This window comes from Pseudomonas massiliensis, assembly GCF_000826105.1.
GTDB lineage: Bacteria > Pseudomonadota > Gammaproteobacteria > Pseudomonadales > Pseudomonadaceae > Aquipseudomonas > Aquipseudomonas massiliensis.
Genome location: NZ_CCYK01000007.1, coordinates 1,798,422 through 1,819,806 on the forward strand (window position 1 = coordinate 1,798,422; position 21,385 = coordinate 1,819,806).

General features: G+C 63.8%; 18 protein-coding genes. 5 read left to right on the forward strand and 13 right to left on the reverse strand.

Translation table 11 applies throughout. The features are described from left to right. Positions 1-46 precede the first annotated feature (46 nt). From BN1188_RS18985 to BN1188_RS19005, 5 genes are all read right to left on the reverse strand, one after another. Complete coding sequence (locus tag BN1188_RS18985; protein WP_040263126.1) at positions 47-880, reverse strand: carbohydrate ABC transporter permease; 834 nt, start codon at positions 878-880, stop codon at positions 47-49. A 10-nt stretch (positions 881-890) separates the two neighbouring features. Continuing rightward, on the reverse strand, positions 891-1,820 hold the full coding sequence (locus tag BN1188_RS18990; RefSeq protein WP_040263128.1) for a carbohydrate ABC transporter permease: 930 nt from the start codon (positions 1,818-1,820) through the stop codon (positions 891-893). A 59-nt stretch (positions 1,821-1,879) separates the two neighbouring features. Next, positions 1,880-3,124 (reverse strand): ABC transporter substrate-binding protein, encoded by a 1,245-nt coding sequence (locus BN1188_RS18995; protein WP_408633633.1) that lies wholly within the window; start codon positions 3,122-3,124, stop codon positions 1,880-1,882. 246 nt (positions 3,125-3,370) lie between these two features. Continuing rightward, positions 3,371-5,620 (reverse strand): putative bifunctional diguanylate cyclase/phosphodiesterase, encoded by a 2,250-nt coding sequence (locus tag BN1188_RS19000; protein WP_052469376.1) that lies wholly within the window; start codon positions 5,618-5,620, stop codon positions 3,371-3,373. Between the two features lie 100 nt (positions 5,621-5,720). Continuing rightward, positions 5,721-6,662 (reverse strand): class I SAM-dependent methyltransferase, encoded by a 942-nt coding sequence (locus BN1188_RS19005; protein ID WP_040264279.1) that lies wholly within the window; start codon positions 6,660-6,662, stop codon positions 5,721-5,723. A 128-nt stretch (positions 6,663-6,790) separates the two neighbouring features. On the opposite strand from BN1188_RS19005, the gene BN1188_RS19010 reads away from it, so the two are divergent. The 4 genes from BN1188_RS19010 (at position 6,791) to BN1188_RS19025 (ending at position 13,056) form a co-directional block, all read left to right on the forward strand. Beyond that, a complete protein-coding gene (locus tag BN1188_RS19010) occupies positions 6,791-8,587 on the forward strand; it encodes a thiamine pyrophosphate-requiring protein (protein WP_040263132.1) in 1,797 nt (598 codons plus the stop codon). A 98-nt stretch (positions 8,588-8,685) separates the two neighbouring features. Further along, positions 8,686-9,426 (forward strand): FadR/GntR family transcriptional regulator, encoded by a 741-nt coding sequence (locus tag BN1188_RS19015; RefSeq protein WP_040264281.1) that lies wholly within the window; start codon positions 8,686-8,688, stop codon positions 9,424-9,426. A 237-nt stretch (positions 9,427-9,663) separates the two neighbouring features. Next, positions 9,664-12,468: an EAL domain-containing protein gene (locus tag BN1188_RS19020; RefSeq protein ID WP_084596287.1), complete on the forward strand. Its 2,805-nt coding sequence runs from the start codon at positions 9,664-9,666 to the stop codon at positions 12,466-12,468. A 105-nt stretch (positions 12,469-12,573) separates the two neighbouring features. Then, entirely contained in the window at positions 12,574-13,056 is a 483-nt protein-coding gene (locus tag BN1188_RS19025) for a sterol desaturase family protein (protein ID WP_040263133.1), read from the forward strand. Here BN1188_RS19025 and BN1188_RS19030 read toward each other — a convergent pair. The 5 genes from BN1188_RS19030 to fni are packed head-to-tail and all read right to left on the reverse strand — an operon-like array spanning position 13,053 to position 18,958. Further along, entirely contained in the window at positions 13,053-13,988 is a 936-nt protein-coding gene (locus tag BN1188_RS19030) for a phytoene/squalene synthase family protein (RefSeq protein ID WP_040263135.1), read from the reverse strand. The two genes, BN1188_RS19025 and BN1188_RS19030, sit on opposite strands and share 4 nt — an antisense overlap. Further along, positions 13,985-15,475 (reverse strand): phytoene desaturase, encoded by a 1,491-nt coding sequence (locus tag BN1188_RS19035; RefSeq protein ID WP_040263137.1) that lies wholly within the window; start codon positions 15,473-15,475, stop codon positions 13,985-13,987. Before BN1188_RS19035 ends, BN1188_RS19030 begins: the two co-directional genes overlap by 4 nt. Next, positions 15,472-16,641: a lycopene beta-cyclase CrtY gene (crtY, locus tag BN1188_RS19040; RefSeq protein WP_040263139.1), complete on the reverse strand. Its 1,170-nt coding sequence runs from the start codon at positions 16,639-16,641 to the stop codon at positions 15,472-15,474. The genes BN1188_RS19035 and crtY overlap by 4 nt, the downstream gene beginning before the upstream one ends. Then, positions 16,638-17,921, reverse strand: a complete 1,284-nt coding sequence (locus BN1188_RS19045) for a glycosyltransferase (protein WP_040263141.1) — start codon at positions 17,919-17,921, stop codon at positions 16,638-16,640. Before BN1188_RS19045 ends, crtY begins: the two co-directional genes overlap by 4 nt. Beyond that, entirely contained in the window at positions 17,918-18,958 is a 1,041-nt protein-coding gene (fni, locus tag BN1188_RS19050; protein WP_040263143.1) for a type 2 isopentenyl-diphosphate Delta-isomerase, read from the reverse strand. The genes BN1188_RS19045 and fni overlap by 4 nt, the downstream gene beginning before the upstream one ends. 211 nt (positions 18,959-19,169) lie before the next feature. Between fni and BN1188_RS19055 the strand changes: the two genes are divergently transcribed. Further along, a complete protein-coding gene (locus BN1188_RS19055) occupies positions 19,170-20,072 on the forward strand; it encodes a polyprenyl synthetase family protein (protein ID WP_040263145.1) in 903 nt (300 codons plus the stop codon). Positions 20,073-20,103: 31 nt separating this feature from the next. Here the strand turns inward: BN1188_RS19055 and BN1188_RS19060 are convergent, their stop codons facing one another. The 3 genes from BN1188_RS19060 to BN1188_RS19070 form a co-directional block, all read right to left on the reverse strand. Then, the gene (locus BN1188_RS19060) at positions 20,104-20,625 is read right to left on the reverse strand and encodes an FAD/FMN-containing dehydrogenase (protein WP_232430943.1); all 522 of its coding nucleotides are present in this window, start codon (positions 20,623-20,625) and stop codon (positions 20,104-20,106) included. A 19-nt stretch (positions 20,626-20,644) separates the two neighbouring features. After that, the gene (gene csrA, locus BN1188_RS19065; RefSeq protein WP_040263147.1) at positions 20,645-20,836 is read right to left on the reverse strand and encodes a carbon storage regulator CsrA; all 192 of its coding nucleotides are present in this window, start codon (positions 20,834-20,836) and stop codon (positions 20,645-20,647) included. A 299-nt stretch (positions 20,837-21,135) separates the two neighbouring features. Then, complete coding sequence (locus BN1188_RS19070; protein ID WP_040263149.1) at positions 21,136-21,372, reverse strand: hypothetical protein; 237 nt, start codon at positions 21,370-21,372, stop codon at positions 21,136-21,138. Between the last annotated feature and the right edge of the window lie 13 nt (positions 21,373-21,385).

Sequence of the window (21,385 nt, forward strand, 5' to 3'; positions counted from 1 at the left end):
CAAGCCAGACAGGAGGTGGCCGGGCGCGACCGAGGCGCGCCGGCGTTCATTTCACTGCGCCAAAGGACAGGCCGCGCACCAGTTGCTTCTGGCTGATCCAGCCGAAGATCAGGATGGGCGCGCAGGCCAGTGTGGAAACCGCGGACAGCTTGGCCCAGAACAGGCCCTCCGGGCTGGAATAGGAAGCGATCAGCGCGGTGAGCGGCGCCGCCTGGGAACTGGTCAGGTTCAGCGACCAGAATGCCTCGTTCCAGCACAGGATCAGCGACAGCAAGACGGTCGAGGCCAGCCCCCCCTTGCTGATCGGGAGCAGTACCCGCAGCATTTCCTGCAGCAGCGTCGCCCCGTCGAGGCGGGCGGCTTCGAGAATGTCGCGAGGAATGTCCTTGAAGTAGGTGTATACCATCCACACGACAATGGGCAGGTTGATCAGGGTGTAGATGATGATCAGCCCCAGTCGGGTATCCAGCAGCCCGGCGCCCTTGGCCAGTAGATAGATGGGCATGAGCACGCCCACGGGTGGCAGCATCTTGGTCGAGAGCATCCACAGCAGGGTCTTGCGGGTGCGCTGGGTCTCGTAGAAAGCCATGGAGTAGGCGGCCGGCACGGCGATAAGCAGGCACAACAGGGTCGCTGCGAAGGAGATGACCACCGAGTTCCAGGCGTAGTGGAAGTAATCGCTGCGTTCCTGGATATGCAGGTAGTTCTCCAGGGTAGGGCTGAAGATGAACTGTGGCGGCGTGGCGAAGGCGTCGATTTCCGTCTTGAAGCTGGTCAGTACCATCCAGAAGATGGGAAAGAAAATGACCAGCGCGACCAGCCAGGACAGCGTACCCAGGGCCAGGCTTTGCAACCGTCTGGATTGTTTGAGCGTCATCATGGGTTTGCCCTCAGCCCTTGTCGGTCAGGTTCCTGCCAATCATGCGTACCAGCACGATGGCAGCGATATTGGCGATCACCACGGCGATCAGCCCGCCCGCCGAGGCCATGCCGACGTCGAACTGCACCAGGGCCTGGTTGTAGATCAAGTAGGCCAGATTGGTGGACGCGAAGCCTGGCCCGCCATTGGTAGTGGTGAAGATTTCGGCGAATACCGAGAGCAGGAAGATGGTTTCGATCATCACCACCACTGCCACCGGCCGGGCCAGGTGCGGCAGGGTCAGGTGCCAGAAGATTGCCAGCGGGCCGGCACCGTCCAGTCGCGCCGCTTCCTTCTGCTCCTGGTCCAGCGACTGCATCGCGGTCATGAGGATCAGAATCGCGAAGGGCAGCCATTGCCAGGCCACGATGAGGATGATCGACAGCAAGGGATAGTTGGCTAGCCAATCCACAGGCTCAGCGCCGAAGAAACGCCAGAGCGCGGCCAGCACGCCGGATACCGGATGGAAGATCAGGTTCTTGAACACCAGTGCGCCTACGGTCGGCATGATGAAAAAAGGCGAGATCAGCATCACCCGCACCAAGCCCCGGCCGAAGAATTCGCTGGCTTCCAGCAGCGCGGCGATGAGCACGCCGCCCACCACGCTGATCAACAGCACGCTGACCACCAGCACCGCGGTGTTCCAGGCGCCGGGCATGAAGCCGCTGTCCGTGAGGAAAAAGCTGAAGTTTTCCAGCCCCACGAAGGCGTTTTCCCCCGGGTAGAGCAGGTTGTAGCGAATCAGGGAAAAATACAGGGTCATCGCCAGGGGCACGATCATCCACAGCAGCAGGAGAATGACCGAGGGGCTGACCAGGAACCAGCCAGGGTTGCGGAACAGGCGCCGGCCGGGCTGGCGAGGGTCGTTCGCAAGCCCGGCCTTGAGGGTGGAAGCAGTCATGATGGTTACCTTGGCAAGAGTGACCAGGCCCTCGCGGGAGGGCGGTCAAGGGCTGGGCCTTATTTCGGATAACCGGCCCGTTTCATCTCCCGCTCGGTGGCGGTCTGCGCCGCGGTCAGGGCCTGGTCCACGCTGGCCTGGCCAGTGAGCGCGCCGGAGAATATCTTGCCCACCGCTGTGCCCACGGCCTGGAACTCGGGAATGGTCACCAGTTGGATGCCCACATAGGGCTTGTCTGCCGAGGCGGTGGGGTCGGCCACCTTCAGCGATTCCAGAGTCACCCGTGCGAAGGGCGCGGCTTGCAGATAAGCCTCGCTATAGGTGGAGGCCCGGGTGCCGGGCGGCACATTGGCGATGCCATCCCGCTCGGCCACCAGCCTGGCGTAAGCCTCGGAGGTCGCCCAGGTGGTGAAGCTGCGCGCGGCCTCCTGTTTCTTGGAAGTCGCCGGAATGGCCAGCGCCCAGGAGTAGAGCCAGGAGGTGCCTTTCTCGGTGGTTTCATGGGGAGCGAAGGTAAAGCCGACGCTGTCGGCCACCTTGCTTTGTCTCGTGTCGGTCACGAAAGAGCCGGCGACGCTGGCATCCACCCAGATAGCGCACTTGCCGCTGTTGAACAATGCCAGGTTCTCGTTGAACCCGTTGCTCGAAGCCCCCGGCGGGCCGAACTGCTTAAGGTTGTTCACATAAAAGTTCAAGGCGTCCTTCCAGGCCTTGCCGTTGAATTGCGGTGCCCATTGAGCGTTGAACCAAGTGCCGCCATAGCCATTGGCCAGGGTGGTGATCAATGCCATGTTCTCACCCCATCCCGGTTTGCCCCGCAGGCAGAGCCCGTACTGATCCTTGCTCTTGTCGGTGAGCTTGCTGGCGAATTCACCGACCTGGGTCCAGGTAGGCTTGTCCGGCATGGTCAGCCCGGCTGCCTTGAACAGGTCGGTGCGGTAATAGGTAATGGAGCTTTCGGCATAGAAGGGCAGGGCGTAAAGGGTTCCGCCAACGGAAAGCCCTTCACGTACGGAAGGGAAGACATCGTCGAGCTTGTAGTCCGCCGGCAGGTTCTGCATCGGCGCCAGCCAGTTCTTGGCGCCCCAGAGTGAGGCTTCGTACATGCCGATGGTCAGCACATCGAACTGCCCGCCCTGGGTGGCAATGTCGGTCGTCAGGCGCTGACGCAGGACATTCTCTTCGAGCACCACCCAGTTGAGCTTGATGTCCGGGTGCTGTTCTTCGAAGGTCTTGGACAACCGCTGCATGCGGATCATGTCACTATTGTTGACCGTGGCAATGGTCAAGGTGTCTGCGGCCATGGCTGGCCCGACCAGGGCAAGGCAGCAGGTGGCGAAAATGGCGGGTGCCGACGTGCGCATCGTGCTCTCCTCATGGCCCGGGCGACGCCCGGGCCTGTTTATTGTTCTTGTTGATCCGCAAGGAAGCGGGGCATGTGCCTGGAAGGGATTACACGCTGGGCGAGCACGTGAAACAACGCCGCGGGCACACCGGCACTGATACTTTTTTGCAGTCGATCGGTCGGGAGCCCTGTGCAACCCCCGGGCTCAGCCTGGGAGGGCCAAGGCAGCCTGGCGCTGCAGCACCCATGCCTCGAATGCGGGGCCAGGCATGGGGCGGCCGAAATGATAGCCTTGGCCATAGGTACAACCGGCGTCGCGCAGGAAGCGAGCCTGGTCCGCGGTTTCGACCCCTTCGGCCGTAACGCAGAAGCGCACCGCCGCGCCCAGGGCAATGATGGCTTCGGTAATAGCACCGTAGGTACGGTCATCGGGTAGATCGCGGATGAACGCGCGATCGATCTTCAAGTGGTCCACTGGAAGCCACTTGAGATAGGCCAGCGAGGATTGTCCAGTGCCGAAATCATCGATGGCGGTGCGTACTCCGATGGACTGCAGGTGCGCCAGCACGTCCCGGGCACGCTCCTGGCTTTCCATCAGCAGGCTTTCGGTGACCTCGACCTCGAGGGCCGCCGCAGGCAACCCGTTGCGCTCCAGGGCCGCGGTGACACTGGCGACGAAATTGCTGCGATCGATCTGTGGTGCCGCGACATTGATGGCGATCCGGCCTTCGAACAGACCCTGCTCGCGCCATACCCGCTGCTGTCGGCACACTTCCTCGAGCACCCATTGGCCCATGGGCACGATCAGGCCGCTACGCTCGGCCACCGGAATGAACAGATCCGGCAGCATGAGACCCTGGACCGGGTCGCGCCAACGCAGCAGGGCCTCCGCACCCGCAATCGCGCCGGTGCGCAGGCACACCTTGGGCTGATACCACAGCTCGAACTCGTCGAATTGCAAGGCACGGCGCAGGGCATGCTCGAGCATCACCCGTTCATGGATCACCGAAGTCATCGCCGGCTGATAGAAATGGTAGTCGTTGCGGCCAGCTTCCTTGGCGCTGTACATGGCCGTATCCGCGTGGCGGATAAGATCGGCCGCGCACTGGCCGTCCAGCGGAAACAGAGCGGCGCCCACGCTGGCGGAAACCAGCGCGGTATGCCCATCCAGGTCAAAGGGTTGCTGCATGGCCTGGACCAGGCGTTCGATCAGCGGCGCGGCCTCGCCGGGATCTCCCGCGCCTTCGAGTATGAAGCCGAATTCATCGCCGCCTAGCCGGGCCAGGGTATCGCCAGGTCGGATCTGCCGCGCCAGGCGTTCAGTGGCCTGTTGCAACAACTGGTCACCCAGAGCGTGACCCAGGGTGTCATTGATGACCTTGAAGCCGTCGATGTCCAGCAGCAGCACCGCAAAGCCAGTCGATGTCAGACCATCGGCGACGCAGCGGTCGAGCTGCTGGCCGAACAGCACCCGGTTCGGCAGGTTGGTCACACTGTCGAAGTGAGCGATGTGCGCCAACTCCGCCTCGGCCTGCTGGCGCTCGGCTACCTCGCGATTGAGGTCGTGGTTGCGCCGACTCAATAGTAGATGGCTACGCGTCAATTGCGCGCAAAGCAGCGCAAGCAGGGCGCCAGCACCCAGGCACAGCAGGAACAGGCGCGAATCCAGCAAGCCAGGCCTGGGCCAGCCACCCTGGGGACGGGCAGCCAATTGCCAGCGGCCACCTGGGATGTCTACGTCCGCCAGGACGTTGTTCTTGTTGAACAGCGAAGGATCACCCCAGATAAGGTCGCCCCTGGCCCCTAGGCCGTTGGCACCGCGCAGGGCAAGCTCGAGGTCCGGATGCGCCGTGATGCCGCAGGCGACCAATAATCCATCCACCTTGGCCACCACCGACAGCGCGCCCCAGTATTTAGGCCGCCCCAGCGGGCCAGTGACGAACACAGGGCGACGATAGACGAGCGCAAGGCCGCCCTGGTACAGGCGCAACGGCCCTACCAGGATGCTCTGCCGGGCCTGGCGTGCCGCTTCCAGTTGCTGGAACTGTCCACTGACGGAGCGGAAGTCCAGCCCCAGCAGTCGCTCGTTGCCTTCACGAGGGTACACATCGCGCACCACATCGTTGGGCGCGATGGCGATATGGCTCAGGTAAGGGAGCTTGTCCATCATCTGGCCTACCATGCCGGCGAACCGGGCTTCGCTGATATCGCCGTCCACGGCGATCAGCTGTGCCAGCCCCTCGCTTTCGGTGAAAGCGCTACGCACTTGGCTTTGCACCTGGGCGCTGAGGGCGGTCAGCTCCAGACGAACGTCCCCGCGTTCTTCGGCTCGCTGGTTGCGCAGCTCCAGATGACCTACGCAAAGAGCCAGTACCACCGCGATCAGCAATATCGCCAGCGGAAGCAGGACGATACCCCGCTGGTCGCGGCGGTAAGGCAGTAAGCGGGTGAGCATGCGCGGGATCATGGACGCTGGGTGGCCTGGATGAAGTCAGCGAAACTGTGGTGTCTGCTGTATCGGCGACCCAGCGAAAAAATGAAGCCTCGTCAGCGCCCTAGGCGTCCCGGCGAAAGATCGCCACCTTCAGGCTTGCGTCCGGGTCCGTGTCCTCGAACTCGGGGGGGTTGGCCAGCCGCTCGACGAACGTCAATGTCGGGGCATGCCTGGCCATGGCTTCCCGCAGAAAGTCCGTCGACAGGGCAGGGTCATTGAGGCAAGCCATCACTTGCCCTGCGGGGGCCAGCAGCCCTTCGAGCCGACGCAACACCTTCGGATAGTCCCGGGCCAATACGAAGCTGCCCTGCTGAAAGGACGGCGGATCGACAATGATCAGGTCATAGGGGCCCAGGCGGGCCAGCTTGCCCCAGGATTTGAACAGATCATGGGCCAGGAAGCTCACGGATGCCAGATCATGCCCGTTGGCGCGATGATTCTCGCGCCCCCGCGCTAACGCGGCACTGGACATGTCCAGATTGACCACGCTGCGGGCGTCGCCAGCCATGGCGGCCACCGAAAAGGTGCAGGTGTAGGCGAACAGGTTCAGTATTCGCTTGCCGGCCGCTTGCTGGCGTACCCATTGCCGGCCCGCGCGCATGTCCATGAAGAAACCGCTGTTCTGGGCGCGTCCGGGTTCTACCCAGTAGGCCAAGCCTTGTTCATGGATCCGGCGCGGGCCCTGGGCCTGGCCAGCTAGCCAGAGGGAGGGGCTGCCGTCCAGATAGCGCTGCTGCAGCAGCAGGCCCTGAGCATCGGAGGTTGCCCAGCCGGGATCGGCCAGCACGCCGCGCAAACATTCAATGAGTGCTTCGAACGCTTCGGTCGGCGGCGCCTTGAAGAGCGTTACTTGCACGAGCCCTTCAAGCCAGTCCACCGTGAGCTGCTCCAACCCCGGCCAACGGCGGCCCCGGCCATGCAGCAGCCGCCGGGCCTCGGCGGGCGGAGCGGCCAGCGCCTGGCGCAGGCAAAGGGACAGGGAGGCGAGGGCGATGGAATCCATGGTCAGGCGGCACTGCTGAAAAAGGGCGGCGAGTGTAGCCAACTCCAGGGTTTCGAGGAAATAAATGGAACCGACGGCGGGCCGGGGGCGGTCTAGACAGCAAACGTACCGGCAAGGAGAGGTAAGCCATGGCGAGCATGACCGTCGGCGATTTTCTGGTTGAGCGGCTTCACCAGTGGGGGGTAAGGCGGATATTCGGCTACCCTGGCGATGGCATCAACGGTGTGTTCGGGGCGCTTGCTCGGGCCAAGGGCAAGATCGAGTTCGTTCAAGCCCGGCACGAGGAAATGGCCGCTTTCATGGCTTGTGCCCACGCCAAGTTCACCGGCGAGCTTGGCGTATGCATCGCTACTTCCGGCCCAGGCGCCAGCCACTTGATCACCGGGCTGTACGATGCGCGCATGGACCACATGCCGGTCCTGGCCATCGCCGGGCAGCAAGCCCGTACCGCCTTGGGCGGACATTATCAGCAGGAGCTGGACCTGGTGTCCATGTTCAAGGACGTGGCCGGCGCGTTCGTGCAACAGGCCAGTGCCCCTTCGCAAGTGCGACATTTGCTGGACCGCGCCGTGCGCACGGCTGTAGGCGAGCGGCGCGTGACTGCGCTGGTGCTGCCCAATGACCTTCAGGAGGAAGCCTACAGCGAGCCCACCCGGGCTCATGGCACTGTGCATTCAGGGGTAGGCTTCAGTCGCCCCCGGGTGGTGCCCTACGAACATGACCTGCAACGGGCCGCCGACGTGCTCAACAGTGGTGAGCGCATCGCCATACTGGTAGGGGCGGGCGCCCTTGGGGCAGCGGATGAGGTTGCCCAGGTCGCGCAAGTGCTCGGCGCGGGCGTGGCCAAGGCCCTGCTCGGCAAGGCGGTACTGCCCGACGATCTGCCCTGGGTAACAGGCTCGATCGGCCTGCTGGGCACCGAGCCCAGCTATAAGCTGATGAGCGAGTGCGATACCTTGCTGATGATCGGCTCAGGCTTCCCTTACTCGGAGTTCCTGCCCAAGGAAGGGCAGGCCAGGGGCGTGCAGATCGACCTGGCGCCCGACATGCTCAGCCTGCGCTATCCCATGGAAGTCAACCTCACCGGCGACGCGGCCGAAACCCTTGCCGCGCTGATGCCGCTGCTACTGGATAAAGACCGCGGCGCCTGGCGCGAGCGAGTCGAGGGCTGGCATGCGAACTGGGACAAGACGCTGAGCGATCGCGCCCTGGTCACGGCCGACCCGATCAACCCTCAACGCGTCGTGTATGAACTGTCGCCGCGCCTGCCGGACCAGGCCATCATCACCAGCGACTCGGGCTCCTGCGCCAACTGGTTCGCCCGCGACCTGAAGATCCGCCGTGGCATGCAGTGTTCGCTGTCCGGCGGCCTGGCCTCCATGGGTGCGGCGGTTCCCTACGCCATCGCCGCCAAGTTCGCCTGGCCTGACCGTCCGGTGATCGCCCTGGTGGGCGATGGCGCCATGCAAATGAACAACATGGCCGAGCTGATCACTGTGGCCAAGTACTGGCGACAATGGAAGGACAGCCGATGGATCTGTGCGGTGTTCAATAACGAAGACCTGAACCAGGTTACCTGGGAGCAGCGGGTGATGGAAGGCGACCCCAAGTTCGAGGCCTCCCAGAACATCCCGGACGTTCCCTATCACCGCTTCGCTGAATCCATCGGTCTGAAAGGCATTTTCGTCGATAGCGATGATCAGGTCGCCGGCGCCTGGGAGCAGGCCCTGGCCAGCGACCGGCCGGTGGTGATTGAATTCAAGACTGACCCAAACGTTCCGCCGCTGCCTCCGCATATCAAGCTCGAACAAGCGAAGAAATTCGCCTCGGCCTTGCTCAAGGGCGATCCCGACGAAGCCGGCATCCTCCTGCAGACCGCGCGCCAGGTGCTTGGCGCGGTGTTGCCCGGACAACGCAAGGAATGAAATGAATAGCCTGCATGGAAGGGAGGCCTTGGCCATGGTGCTGCGCATTCCTATATGATTGCCCTAACTTCCTTTGGTAAAGACAGACTTCCTTGGCCATTGACCTTAGTGCCCCCATTGGCGTGCCGCGCCGTCCACGCAACCTGGCCCAGGCCCTGGTGGAAGAGTTTTCTCGGCGCATCGGCGCGGGGGAATTGAAACCGGGCGACAGGTTGCCCAGTGAAGTGGAGCTGATGGAAAGCGGCGGTGTCAGCCGGTCAGTGGTCCGCGAAGCCCTGTCTCGCTTGCAGGTGGCCGGCCTGGTGGAAACTCGCCGGGGCATCGGCACCTTCGTGCTCAACGCCCGCGGTAGTGCAAGCCCCCGGTTGGACCCCTCGACCATTGTTACCCTGCAGGACGTGGTCGCCATTCTGGACGTTCGCATGAGTTTCGAGGTCGAGGCCGCGGGCCTCGCCGCGCTGCGCCGGACCGAGACACAGCTGGCCGCCCTGGCAGAGGCGCTGGCGCGTTTCGAACGGGCCAGCGATACGGGCGGTTCGCTGGTGTCGGATTTTCAGTTCCACCTGCAAATAGCGCATGCCACCAACAACCGTTACTACACCGAGATCGTGACCCACTTTGGTACCAGCATGTTCCCGCGCGCGCGGCTCAATACCCTGGCGATCGCCCGGCTGGATCGGCAGCAGGCCCACAGTCGGCTGGTTGGAGAGCATGAGCATATCTACAACGCGATCGCTCGCCAGGACTACGACGCCGCCCGGGCGGCCATGCGAGTGCACCTGGCCAACAGCCGGGCCCGGGTGATCCGTTCGCACCAGCCGCGAGGGGAGGAGATATAGCACGGTGCCGCCCCGGGCTGGGGAATGAGCGCCACGGCAGGCAAGCGGCGGCAAAGCTTGAACGCAACGGAAGGGCCCGCCAATATGCCAGGTCCGGCCTGAAGCGTGATCCGATGGCGAGGCTGGCGGTTGCCCGTTTCATGCATGTACTATGCGTTGGCGACGCGGTGATGTCACATGGCCATAGGCTTGGCCAGGCGCAGATGATGGATATCGACGGGATAGCTTGGAGCGTGCATGGGTTCGCAGGATTCGAAGTTGCCAAGTCTCGCGCATTTATTGACCGAGGCCCGCGCCCATAACCGGGAACGCCCCTGGGCGTTCTATCGGGCCGGGGAACGTCTGGAGCTCACCGGCAGGGGCGAGGCCCGGGCCGAGTGGCCTGCCATACTCGAGGACGGCGGGCTGGCGTCGTTCTGCCAGGCCCAGGGCCTGCATCGTTGGCCTACCGGCCAGGGTGAAAGCACCCTGGGCTGGCTGCTGGCCCATGACAGCGACCGCGACAACCCGACCTTCATGGATCTGGCGATGCGCCTGGGCCTGCGACTGCAAAGCGACGCGCTGATCCGTGCTCAGCATACCCAGCGTGTGCTCTATGGCATCACCAATCTGGCCAGCTCTACCCATGATCGCGCCACCTTCATGGTCGGCGTGCACCGCCAGCTGGCCGACCTGATCGACGCGGAAAATTTCTACCTGGCGCTCTACGACCAGCGCTCCGGGCAGGTCACCTATCCTTACTACGTCGATACCACGGACGTCGAAGCCGTCGAGGCGGACGCCAACGAATACCTCAACCCCAGGCGGCTGTCCCTGACCGGCTATGTGCTGACCACCGGCCAGCCCATGCTGATCGACGCCGCGGGTATCGCCCAGGCGGCAGCCGAGGACCGTTTCCATTGCGTTGGTCATCGTCCGGAATTCTGGATGGGCGCTCCGCTGAAGAACGCCTCGGACCAGGTATTCGGCATGATCGCCATGCAGGTCTATGACGTGAACAGGGTCTACAGCCAGGAAGATCGCGCCCTGTTCCTGGTGGTCGCCAGGCACGTCGCCATGGCCCTGGATCGCATCCTTCATCGCGCCCACTTGGAGCGTACGGTAGCCGAGCGCACCCGAGAACTGTCCCAGCTCAACGATGCGCTTCGCCAGCAGGTAAGCGAGCGCGAACGCGCCGAACACTTGCAAAGCGCCCTGTTCCAGATCGCCGAGTTGTCCAGCCAGCGGGGCGACATGGCTGAGCTGTTTTCCAGGCTCCATGCCATCGTCGGTGAACTGCTGTATGCCCGTAACTTCTATATCGCTCTGTACGACCCTGGGCAAGGTGAAGTGACTTTTCCCTACTACATCGATGAAGTGCAGGCCGTGCGCCCACCGCCACGCCGGGGACGCCGCGGCCTGACTGAATATGTGATCCGCCAGAGGCGACCTTGCCTGATCGACTTCGATGACGCGACCCGGCTGATGGAAACCGGCGAGATCCAACATACCAACGAGCCGGTCCGCTCCCAGTCCTGGCTGGGCATTCCCCTGTTCGACGACGACCAGGTGCGCGGCGTGCTGGTGGTACAGAGCTACGCACCGCATATCCGCTACACCCTGCGCGACCAGGAACTCCTGACCTTCGTCTCGCGGCATATCGATACTGCATTGAGCCGGCGCAGCGCAGCCGAAGCGGTACATGCGGCCAACCTGAAACTCGAGGCACGCGTGCAGGATCGCACCCGAGAACTGGACCTGGCCAACGCCAAGCTACAGCATGAAAACGCCCACGACGCGCTCACAGGGCTGCCCAACCGCAGCCACCTGCAATTGCGCCTGGAACAGGCCTGGCAGGCCTACCGTGGGCAAGGCCGCGAACTGGTGGTCATGTTTCTGGACCTTGATCGCTTCAAGCTGATCAACGACAGCCGCGGGCACCATTTCGGCGACCTCTTGCTGATGGCCGCCGCGGCACGCTTGCGTAGTTGCCTGCGCGACGCCGACCTGTTGGCGCGCCTGGGCGGTGACGAGTTCGCGGTGCTGGCCCCCGAAGCTCCGGTGGACGTGGCGGTGGGCATCGCCGAGCGCATCCTGGCTGCCTTCGACCTTCCATTCCACATCGACGGCCATGAAGTGTTTTCGTCGTGCAGCATCGGCATCGTCAGCGCCGATGAACAGTTCCATGAGGAACCGGCCGACCTGCTGCGTGATGCGGACACGGCAATGTACCGCGTCAAGAATGCGGGGCGGGACAGCTATGCGGTCTTCAACCAGGAACTGCGTCGAGAGTTTTCAGACCAGGTGGAGCGTGAAGGGGCCCTGAGGAACGCCTTGAAGGGCAGTGATGAGCTGGTGCCATATTTCCAGCCCATCGTGGACGTGGCCAGCGGGCGCCTGATGGCCCTGGAGGCATTGATCCGTTGGCGCCAGCCGGACGGCAACGTACTAGCCCCCGGTGCGTTCCTGCCCGCATTGGAAGGCTTGCGCCTGATTGGCCGTCTGGACCTCTACATGCTTCGCTGCGTGGCGTTGATCCTGTCCCACCCGGAAAACAGCAACTGGCCGCCGGTGCATGTGAACTGCTCCAGCTACAGCATCACCCGCCCAGAGTTCGCCGATGAAGTTCTAGAACTGCTGACAAACCACGGGGTAGAGCCCGCGAGGATCTGCCTGGAGCTCACCGAAGGCGCGCTGGTCGCCGAGCCCGAACTGGCTCGCCAGACCATGCAGAAGCTGGCGGACCGCGGAATGTCCGTGGTGCTGGACGACTTCGGCGCCGGGTTTTCCTCCCTGAGCTATGTGCATCAATTCCGCTTCACCGGGCTGAAAATCGACAAATCGTTCATTTTTGAGCTGACCGCCAGCGGACGTAGTCGGGCAATCGTCCGTGCTATCGTACGCATGGCCGAATCGCTGGGCCTTTCGGTAGTGGCCGAAGGCGTTGAAGACGCCGCTTCCCTGGAACTGCTCAGAGAAATGGGCACCGGCCAGGCCCAGGGTTACCACTTCGCCCGGCCCATGGCTGTCGAGGCGCTGCAGCGAACCTGGCTGGCCACCTAGGCCTGGGCGCAGCCCCATGCCTTAGTGGAGGCACAGCGTTTCGAAAGCAGGCGCGGGGAACCCTCTCTGCGAGGCATTGCCCAACAGCAAGCGAAGGGGAATGGCATGCTTGAAGCGCTGATTGTGTTGCTGACCGTGGCAGCGATGGAGGTGGTGTCCATACTTGCCCATAAATACGTGATGCACGGCTGGGGCTGGGGCTGGCATCGCTCCCATCATGAGCCCCGTGCTGGCTGGTTCGAGCTTAACGATCTGTATGCGGTGTTCTTCGCAGGCCTGGCTATCGCTCTGATCGCCGCGGGCAGCCATGGCTACTATCCGTTGCAATGGATAGGCGCTGGCATGACTGCCTACGGAGCCTTGTATTTCATTGCCCACGACGGTCTGGTGCACCGGCGCTGGCCCTTCAACTACCTGCCTCGTCGCGGTTATCTCAAGCGGCTTTACCAGGCCCACCGGCTCCATCACGCCGTTGGAGGGCGTGAGGGGTGCGTGTCCTTCGGCTTCCTGTATGCGCCGCCGGTCGCCAAGCTCAAGCGCCAACTGCGCCAAGGCGCGGCCGGCAAAGGCCGCGCTCCGCGCTCCTAGAGCGCCTGTTCGGGCGCCCGCCACAATCCTGCCGGGCGCGGCGGATGCCTGGCCAGGCGTGCGCGGCCGGCCGAGCCAAGGCCGCGACCCAGCAACCAGAGCTTTTCCGCTTTACTGGTGCCTTGGCGCTCGTCCCAGGCCTGGGCGCCCTTGGCGCGAACTTTCAGCCCAATGGCACGGTAGACGTGCAAGGCAGTCGCCACTGCCCAGGCGCAGCGCGGGGGCAGGGCGCCGATACCCGCGGTGGCCGACGCATAGTAGGGCTCGGCCGCCTCTACCAGCCGTCCGGCGAGTGTCGCCAGGGCCGGGCGATGGCGAGTGTCGACGATGCTTTCTATCGGGATATCAAACTCGCGCAGCCAGGCTCTCGGCAGATAGCAACGTCCCACGGTGGCGTCATCCACAATATCCCTGGCGATATTCGTCAATTGAAAGGCCAGGCCCAGGTCGCAGGCCCGCTCGAGGGTGGCCCGGTCTCGTACCCCCATTACCTGAGCCATCATCAGGCCTACCACCCCGGCCACGTGATAGCAATAGTCCAGGGTATCGGCCAGGTCCTCGTAACGCCGTCCATGGGCATCCATGGCGAAGCCATCCAGGTGCGCGAACGCATGCCTGGCTTCGATGCCACATGCCATGGCCACCGATTGGAAGGCTGCGAATGCCGGATCGTTCATGGGCTCGCCTCGGTAGGCGGCCGCCGTGGTCTCTCTCAGGCCCTGAAGGCGGGCCAGAGCCTGGGTGGGTGAAGGAGGGGCGTTGCCATGCCCCAGTGCCTGACCGTCGATCACGTCATCGCAGTGGCGACACCAGGTATACAGAAGCAGGGCGTTGCGCCGAGTAGGGGCGTCGAACAGCCGCGCCGCGGCGGCAAAGCTTTTGGAGCCTTGGCGCATGGTTTCGGTGGCATGGTCGAGCAGGGGCTGGTTCATGGCTGGGAATCCTCCAGCATCAGCCGAGCGGTGGCCTTGGCCGAGCCAATGACGCCTGGCACGCCTGCACCAGGATGGGTACCTGCGCCTACCAGGTAAAGGTTGGCGATCTTGTCGTCCCGATTGTGGGGGCGGAACCAGGCACTCTGGCGCAGCAAGGGCTCCAGGGAGAAGGCCGAGCCCAGGTGAGCGCCCAGTTGATCGCGAAAATCGACTGGCGTGAACATGCGACTGGTGACCAGGTGTTGACGCAGGCCGGGAAGGTAGCGTTGCTCCAGGTAGTCGAAGATCCGCTCGCGCAGCCGCGGGCCTTCCTCGGCCCAATCCAGAGGCGCGTTACCCAGGTGCGGCACCGGTGCCAGCACATAGTGCGCACTGCACCCCGGCGGCGCCAGGGAAGGGTCGGTGACGCAAGGCGCGTGCAGGTAAAGCGAAAAGTCTTCGGCCAGGCGCTTGCCGTTGAAGATGTCCTCGATCAGCCCCTGATAGCGAGGCCCAAAGCAGACGGTATGGTGCGCCTGGCCCGGAAGCAGCCGATCCAGCCCGAAATAGAGCACGAACAGGGAGTTGCTGGCACGCTTGCCCGCCAGGATCCTGCCTTGGCTCACCCCCCGCGGATGGCCGGCGAGCAGTTCCTTGTAGGTATTGACTACATCGGCATTGGAGGCCACGGCGGCTGCCGGAATCACCCGGCCATCGGCCAGGCGCACCGCGTTGACCCGACCCTGGCGGGTTTCGATGCCTTCGACGCGGGCATTGAGTTCAAGTTTGCCGCCAAGGTCCTGGTAAAGCTTGACCAGTGCCTGAACCAACGCGCCGGTTCCGCCGCGTGGGAACCAGACGCCCCATTCGCGCTCCAGGGCATGGATAAGAGTATAGATGGAGGACGCGGCAAAGGGGTTGCCACCTACCAGCAGGGCGTGAAAGGAAAAGGCCTGGCGCAGGCGCTCGTCCTGGATGAACCTGGCGACCATGGCGTACACGCTTCGCCAGGCTTGCAGCCGCGCCAGGCTTGGCCCAACCCGAAGCATGTCCCGGAAAGACAGGAAGGGTACGCTGCCCAGCTTCAGGTAACCCTCCTCGAACACCGCCTTCGAATACGTCAGAAAACGGCGATAGCCGGCCACGTCGGCAGGATTGAAGGCATGGATCTGCCGCTCCAGCGCGGCCTGGTCGTTGGCATAGTCGAAGCGGCTGCCGTCCTCCCAGCACAGCCGATAGAAGGGTGTGACCGGCAGCATCTCCACATAGTCGGCCATGCGTCGGCCGCTGAGGCTGAACAGTTCTTCGATGGCACTGGGATCGGTGATCACCGTCGGACCGGCGTCGAAGGTGAAGCCCCGGTCTTCGTACACATAGGCGCGCCCGCCGGGCTTGTCGCGTGCTTCCAGCAAGAGGGTGCGGCGACCGGCGGCCTGCAAGCGGATGGCCAGAGCAAGCCCACCGAAGCCGGCGCCGGTGATCACGGTCAATGGAGCGTCTGTCATGGTGACTCCTGTCTAGGTGGAGCGAAATCGAGCATGGCGTGCAAGGCTGCCATTACCGGCACCGGTGGCTTGCCCATCAATAGCCGAACCTTGTCCGTTGCCGTCGGCGTGCCGGCGTAGAAGCGCTGGATCAGGCCTGGCGCCAGGCGGTGGAAGCGTTCGAGGATGCGCCAGCGCTCCTCGGGTCGGCCGGCCAGGAAGAGCATCCGGTTGAGCAAGCGAAAGAAGCGCTGCCGTTGCCACAGGTCGCGCCTGTAGGCTTGCAATTGTCTCTGCAACGCCTCTGCACTCAACTCGGGTGTCGCCGCCAGCAGGTCAGCCAGGCGCACAGCCTCTGGCAGGGAATACCCCGTCACCGGATGGAACAGTCCTGCCCTCAAGCCGCTGCGCACCACCCCGTGCCCTTCGGCATGGAAAGCCTCGAAGCGCCCCGCCAACACGATGGGCAGCGAGCCCTGTTCTTCCCGAAGCCGGTCGCGTACGACCCAACCCTTGTCGCGCACGTAGGCTTCGATGCGCTCTCGCAGGCGTGCCTGTTCGAACTGGGGGGTTTCGCTGTAATAGGTGTCCTCGACCAGCAGACGGTCCGGCCCCAGAGGCAACACGTAGACGAACCGGTAGCCATCCAGCTGTGGCACCGTAGCGTCCATCACCAGAGGCACGTCCAGGCCATGCGCAGCGGTAAGCTGCAGTTCCTGCCCGAGGAAATTCTGATAGCCCAGACGAAGGTTGGGGCTGGGTGCAAGCCCACGGCCATCGATCACCACGCGGGCGCGCAGCGTCTCGCCATTGGCCAACTGCACCCGATCGGGCGTCAGCCGCTGTACCGGCGCCCCCAGCATCAACTGCCGCCCCAGCCCGGCGCTCAGTGCCTGAGCGAAATGAGCGCCACTGATACTGCAATATTCCCCATCGAGTTGTCGCTCCAGATGAGGAAAGCGTACGCGGTAGCCAGGCCAGCGATGGCTGACCAGCGGGGCCAGCCATTGGTTCTGCGCGGGCGTCAGATCACTGCGGTGGAACGACCAGGTATGGGCCGTGCCCAGCACAGGCGCCTGTTCCACCACCAGCACCGAAAGCTCGGGCCTGGCACGCTGCAGGCGCAACGCCAGCAGGCCATTGGCCAGGCCGGCACCGACGAGGATAAGGTCCCAGGCTTCTTTCATGCAGCGCCCTCGGCGTTGACAGGTCGGCCGCTACGTACTGCCTGCTCGACGATAGCGGCGGCCCGTTGCGCCCCGCCGGCGGCCTGCAATTGCGCATCCAGAGCCGCGAGCCTGACCAGAACTCCGGTATCGTCAAGCAGCGACTCCAGGCGCCCGGCCAGCGTACGCCAGCGGCTACGGTGCCAACAGTGCCGGCCGATCCCGGCGTGGGCGACCCGAGCCGCCACCCCGGGCTGATCGAAGGCGATAGGCAGCGCCAGGATCGGCGTGGCCGCTACCAAGGCATCCATGACGGTATTGAGGCCGCCATGGGTGATCACCGCATCGGCCTGGCGCAGTACCTGGGGCTGGGTGACGAAACCGGTCACCCAGTTGGCGCCGAGGCCGCGCAGCATGGCCGCCTGGCTATCATCAAGGCCGCCACAGTGGGCGATAAGCAATTGTGCGTCTATCGCCCGGCACGCCTTGGCAATGCGCTTGAACAACCCGTAGCGATGTCCCTGCAAGGTGCCCAGGGAGGCGAAGATGAACGGCCGTCCACGCTCGACCGGCCAGGGTGAGGTGTCCGCCAGGCTGCGCGCTGGCACACGCAGGGGGCCCACATGATGAAAACATCCAGGCAGGGCCTGGCGGGGAAATTCCAGACTGGGGAGGGTCTGGCTTATCTGCGCCAGATTGGACAAACATTCGTGAAGCCCGCGGCGCGGTGGCAAGCCGAATGCCCTGGCATGCCTGGCCACTACACGGCCGTGAGGTGCCATCAAGGCGTCGTAGACTTGTGTAGAGCTGGCGTAGACCTTGCGCATGCGCGGATCATCCTCCCAAGGGAAGGACATCACTGGCAAGGGCACTCCCGGCTCACGGTTGATGGGCAGGGCGCACGCCACGGATACGAAGGGAATGCCCAAGGCTTCGGCCACCAGGCCACCAGCGGCTTCCATCTGGTCGCAGATCAAGGCATCCACATGCAACGCCGTGACCGCCTCCGGCAGTTCGGCGCACAGCATGTCAGTGCTGGCAGCCATGTCCTTGATCACCCGGCGTACTGAAAGTCCACTCGGGCGGGCCGCGTGGCGCAGCACTTCACCCAGGCTGCCGGGCGGGTGACTGGCCAGGCCCAGCGGGTGGAAGGCCAGGCGGTTGTCCCGCATCAGGGCGCCCGCTTCCAGTTGCTGGAAGAATGTCACCCGGTGGCCCAGGTCCACGAGACGGCCGGCCAGGGCCTGCAAGGCCTGGAAATGACTGAAAAGAGGCGGTGCCACGACCCCGAAATGGCTCACGTAGCGGGTACCTGGGCGAGCCGCGCCTGGCGCAGTTGTTGGAGATTGGCCGAACCAGTGCAGAAACAGGCGATGCGCAATTGTTGCAACATGACTTGGAAGTGCTCGACGACGGCCTCCGACGATAGCGTGGCGCTGGCCAGCACCGCCGCCGCCTGGCCTACCAGGTCAGCGCCCAGCGCCAAGGCCTTGGCCATGTCGATCCCGTCGCGGATTCCGCCCGAGGCAATCAAGGGCGTGTCGGGAAGCCGCTCGCGCAGCCCCCGCAGCGCCTCGGCGGTAGGGATGCCCCAGGCACTGAAGGCCTCGGCGATGCGCCGCTGCGCTGGCGTAGCCGCGCGCTCGGCTTCCACCGCGGCCCAATGAGTACCTCCCAGGCCAGCCACGTCCAGGGCAGCGACGCCGACCTGCGCCAGGCGCTGGCCGACCTCGGGGCTAAGGCCGCAGCCGACCTCCTTGACCACCACGGGCACGTCGAGCCGACGCACGGCTTCGGTAATGGCCGCGAGAACCCCGCGCCAGTCCCAGTCCCCGCCGGGCTGCACGGCTTCCTGCAATGGGTTCAGGTGTACGATCAGCGCATCGGCATCGATCATGTCCACGGCCCGGCGAGCCATGTCCAGGCCATTGGGGGTACGCAGCTGCGCGGCGCCAAGATTGGCCAGCAACAACACATTTGGGGCCTGTCGACGAAGGTCACGGGTCAGGCCGTGATCGACGCCGGTTTCCAGCGCTACCCGCTGGGAACCCACCGCCATGGCCAGGCCCAGGGCTTGCGCGGCTTCGGCCAGGTGCAGATTGATTTCCCCAGCGCGCTGCGCACCGCCGGTCATCGAGCTGATCATCAAGGGCGCGGCCAGGCGCTTGCCGAGGAAGCCGATACCCAGGTCGATGCTGTCCAGGGCCAGCTCAGGCAGTGCGCAGTGAACGAAGCGCCAGCGGTCAAAACCCGTGCGGCCATTGCTAAGGGCGCGGGCCGGGTCCAGCACGATTTCCAGATGGTCATTCTTGCGGTTGAGCAGTTCCACAGGATTCATCGAGGCTCCGGGGAGTATTCGTGCAGATTCACTGTCTGTTATGCAGGGTCGGCTACCTTGTAGAGGGTTGGTACAGCGTCCGTGCGGTGTTAAGGCAGCGTAGCGAGCGAGGCGTTCCCCGGAACCTGCAATGACCTTGAAATTGATCTCGGCCTGGGCGCATCCCATGCCGTGTAAATACAGCCGTTGATAGCCAGAAGGATCGCCACGGATGACCGCCAAGCCTCTTGCACTCGTTCAAGCCAGCCCCACTTGCGCCTGGGAATCAAGGCGCCGCGCCGTGGATGCTCACCTCGATGCCCTGTTGCCGCTACCGAACCAGCAGCAGGAACTGCTCAGCCTGGCCATGCGTGAAAGCGCCGTGGCGCCCGGCAAGCGGGTGCGGCCACTGCTACTGTTGCTGGCGGCCGAAGGCCTGGGTGAAACCCGTCCGGCCATGCTGGATCTGGCTTGCGCCGTGGAGATGGTGCATGCCGCCTCACTGGTGCTGGATGACCTGCCCTGCATGGACGATGCCCGCCTGCGGCGGGGGCGACCCACGCTGCACCTGAGCTACGGAGATGACGTGGCCATCCTTGCGGCCATTGGCCTGCTGAGCCAGGCGTTCGGCCTCTTGGCCAGCGCCGATATCGAGCCCAGCCGGCGTGCCACCCTGGTCGCCGAGCTGTCTCGGGCCGTCGGCAGCCAAGGTTTGGTGAAGGGGCAGTATGAAGACCTGAGAGAAGGGCGCAAAGCCCGCAGCGTCGAAGCCATTGCCAGAACCAATGAGCTGAAGACCGGTGTGCTGTTCGACGCAGCACTGCAGATGGCCGCCATTGCCGCGGGTGCGACACCTGAGGTGCGGCAATCCCTTGCCGGCTTTGGGCTGGATCTAGGCCAGGCCTTCCAGCTGATGGACGACCTTCATGACCGTAGTCCTTGCACCACGGCCACGGGCAAGGATGTGGGCAAAGATGAAGGCAAGGCGACCCTGGTGGCTGTCCTGGGCAGTTCAGGCGTCAGGCACCGGCTGCGCCAGCACTTGCGAAGCGCAGAATACCACCTGGCTCGGGTCTATCCACCGGAGCAGCCGATCCGTGTCTTCGTGGATGAACTCTTTTCCCGATTCGGCTAGCCATGGGCACCCCGCGATCAAGAATGCGGGCTCAAGGCCCAAGACGGTCAAGTGCCTGCCTGAGCTGAACGGCGTCGTCGAAACGGCGCTCTGCTTGCAAGCGGCCGTTGTCGACCTCCAGCCACTGGACGCCTTCACGCGCGCCCTCGTAGCGCGGCGCCACTCGTCCTTCAATATCCAGAAGGATCCGGTAAGATGCCGAGCGCATGGCGGGAATGGCCAAGGCCCGGGCTACCGACGGCATCCGTTCCACATCGGCGATATAAGCCGCGTGCCGAGCTTCGAGAAACCCTTTGGGTGCGTCTTCCAGGGCTTGGTTGAACAATCGTGCCGAACCCATGCTGCGCGCTACCACTAGAACCCGGGTATCCGGGCCAAGGGTGAAGGGTTGGTCGAACTGATCGAGCAGTGTCCAGGGGTGTACGGCGTCGCCCGGTTGCATGGCCAGGGCAGGCAGGCTGCTGGATGAAAGCAGCAAGGCGAGCAGGTAGCGAGGGTTGAACATGGGCAAGCCGATGCGGGGGAAAAACCGGCCGGGCGCAACCCGGCACATGGAAACAAGCGCGCCTTTATCAGACTTCAGGTTTCTTGGGGGCAGGGGTGCCTTCCTGGATGCGCTTGAAGATTTCCTCGCGATGAACCTGCACATCCTTGGGCGCGTCGATGCCGATGCGGACCTGCATTCCCTTCACGCCAAGGATGGTGATCTTGATATCGTCATTGATAACGATGCTTTCGCCGACCTTGCGGGTGAGTATCAGCATTTAATGCTCCTTGATTCTTGCAAAATATCCGGTCTGAAAATGCACAACGGACGTCCTACACTAGAGACGCGGTTTGGCCCTATTAATTCCGTTTTATCCTTCGCCTGTATAAGAAATGGACTACAAGTGATTGAGAAATCGGGAAGCGAAGTATCGCCTGTAACGACCGCTGCGCCTAGCGTGTCAAGGGCTTGAAAGCATGAAAAGTCGATAAAATCGCATGACCTGACTTCTGACAGCCCTCGATTCAGGGGATCCGACACGTCGGCCAGGCATGGCTGGCCGGCGTGTCGGCGGGTTCAGGCATCTGTCCTGGCGTTGGCGGCTTCGACGCCAGCGGCACTGAGCTTCACCGGAAACACCAGCTTGCCGCTACCTTCTTCAGGGCTATGAATGAGCCCACGGCTACGCAGGTCCTTGATGCACAGTTCCACTTGCTCTGCGCCGTGGAAGTCCTGGAGGATCTCCGAACCCAGGCCCTTGGGATGGGCATTGAGCAGGCGGGTGAGCACTTCTTTTTCCAATTCGCTTTGCATGGTTGCTTCCTCT

Coding starts and splice junctions, on each gene's coding strand:
- BN1188_RS18985 (WP_040263126.1), bottom strand. CDS start 880: ATGATGACGCTCAAACAATCCAGACGGTTGCAAAGCCTGGCCCTGGGT.
- BN1188_RS18990 (WP_040263128.1), bottom strand. CDS start 1,820: ATGACTGCTTCCACCCTCAAGGCCGGGCTTGCGAACGACCCTCGCCAG.
- BN1188_RS18995 (WP_408633633.1), bottom strand. CDS start 3,124: ATGGCCGCAGACACCTTGACCATTGCCACGGTCAACAATAGTGACATG.
- BN1188_RS19000 (WP_052469376.1), bottom strand. CDS start 5,620: ATGCTCACCCGCTTACTGCCTTACCGCCGCGACCAGCGGGGTATCGTC.
- BN1188_RS19005 (WP_040264279.1), bottom strand. CDS start 6,662: ATGGATTCCATCGCCCTCGCCTCCCTGTCCCTTTGCCTGCGCCAGGCG.
- BN1188_RS19010 (WP_040263132.1), top strand. CDS start 6,791: ATGGCGAGCATGACCGTCGGCGATTTTCTGGTTGAGCGGCTTCACCAG.
- BN1188_RS19020 (WP_084596287.1), top strand. CDS start 9,664: ATGGGTTCGCAGGATTCGAAGTTGCCAAGTCTCGCGCATTTATTGACC.
- BN1188_RS19025 (WP_040263133.1), top strand. CDS start 12,574: ATGCTTGAAGCGCTGATTGTGTTGCTGACCGTGGCAGCGATGGAGGTG.
- BN1188_RS19030 (WP_040263135.1), bottom strand. CDS start 13,988: ATGAACCAGCCCCTGCTCGACCATGCCACCGAAACCATGCGCCAAGGC.
- BN1188_RS19035 (WP_040263137.1), bottom strand. CDS start 15,475: ATGACAGACGCTCCATTGACCGTGATCACCGGCGCCGGCTTCGGTGGG.
- crtY (WP_040263139.1), bottom strand. CDS start 16,641: ATGAAAGAAGCCTGGGACCTTATCCTCGTCGGTGCCGGCCTGGCCAAT.
- fni (WP_040263143.1), bottom strand. CDS start 18,958: ATGAATCCTGTGGAACTGCTCAACCGCAAGAATGACCATCTGGAAATC.
- BN1188_RS19055 (WP_040263145.1), top strand. CDS start 19,170: ATGACCGCCAAGCCTCTTGCACTCGTTCAAGCCAGCCCCACTTGCGCC.
- BN1188_RS19060 (WP_232430943.1), bottom strand. CDS start 20,625: ATGTGCCGGGTTGCGCCCGGCCGGTTTTTCCCCCGCATCGGCTTGCCC.
- csrA (WP_040263147.1), bottom strand. CDS start 20,836: ATGCTGATACTCACCCGCAAGGTCGGCGAAAGCATCGTTATCAATGAC.
- BN1188_RS19070 (WP_040263149.1), bottom strand. CDS start 21,372: ATGCAAAGCGAATTGGAAAAAGAAGTGCTCACCCGCCTGCTCAATGCC.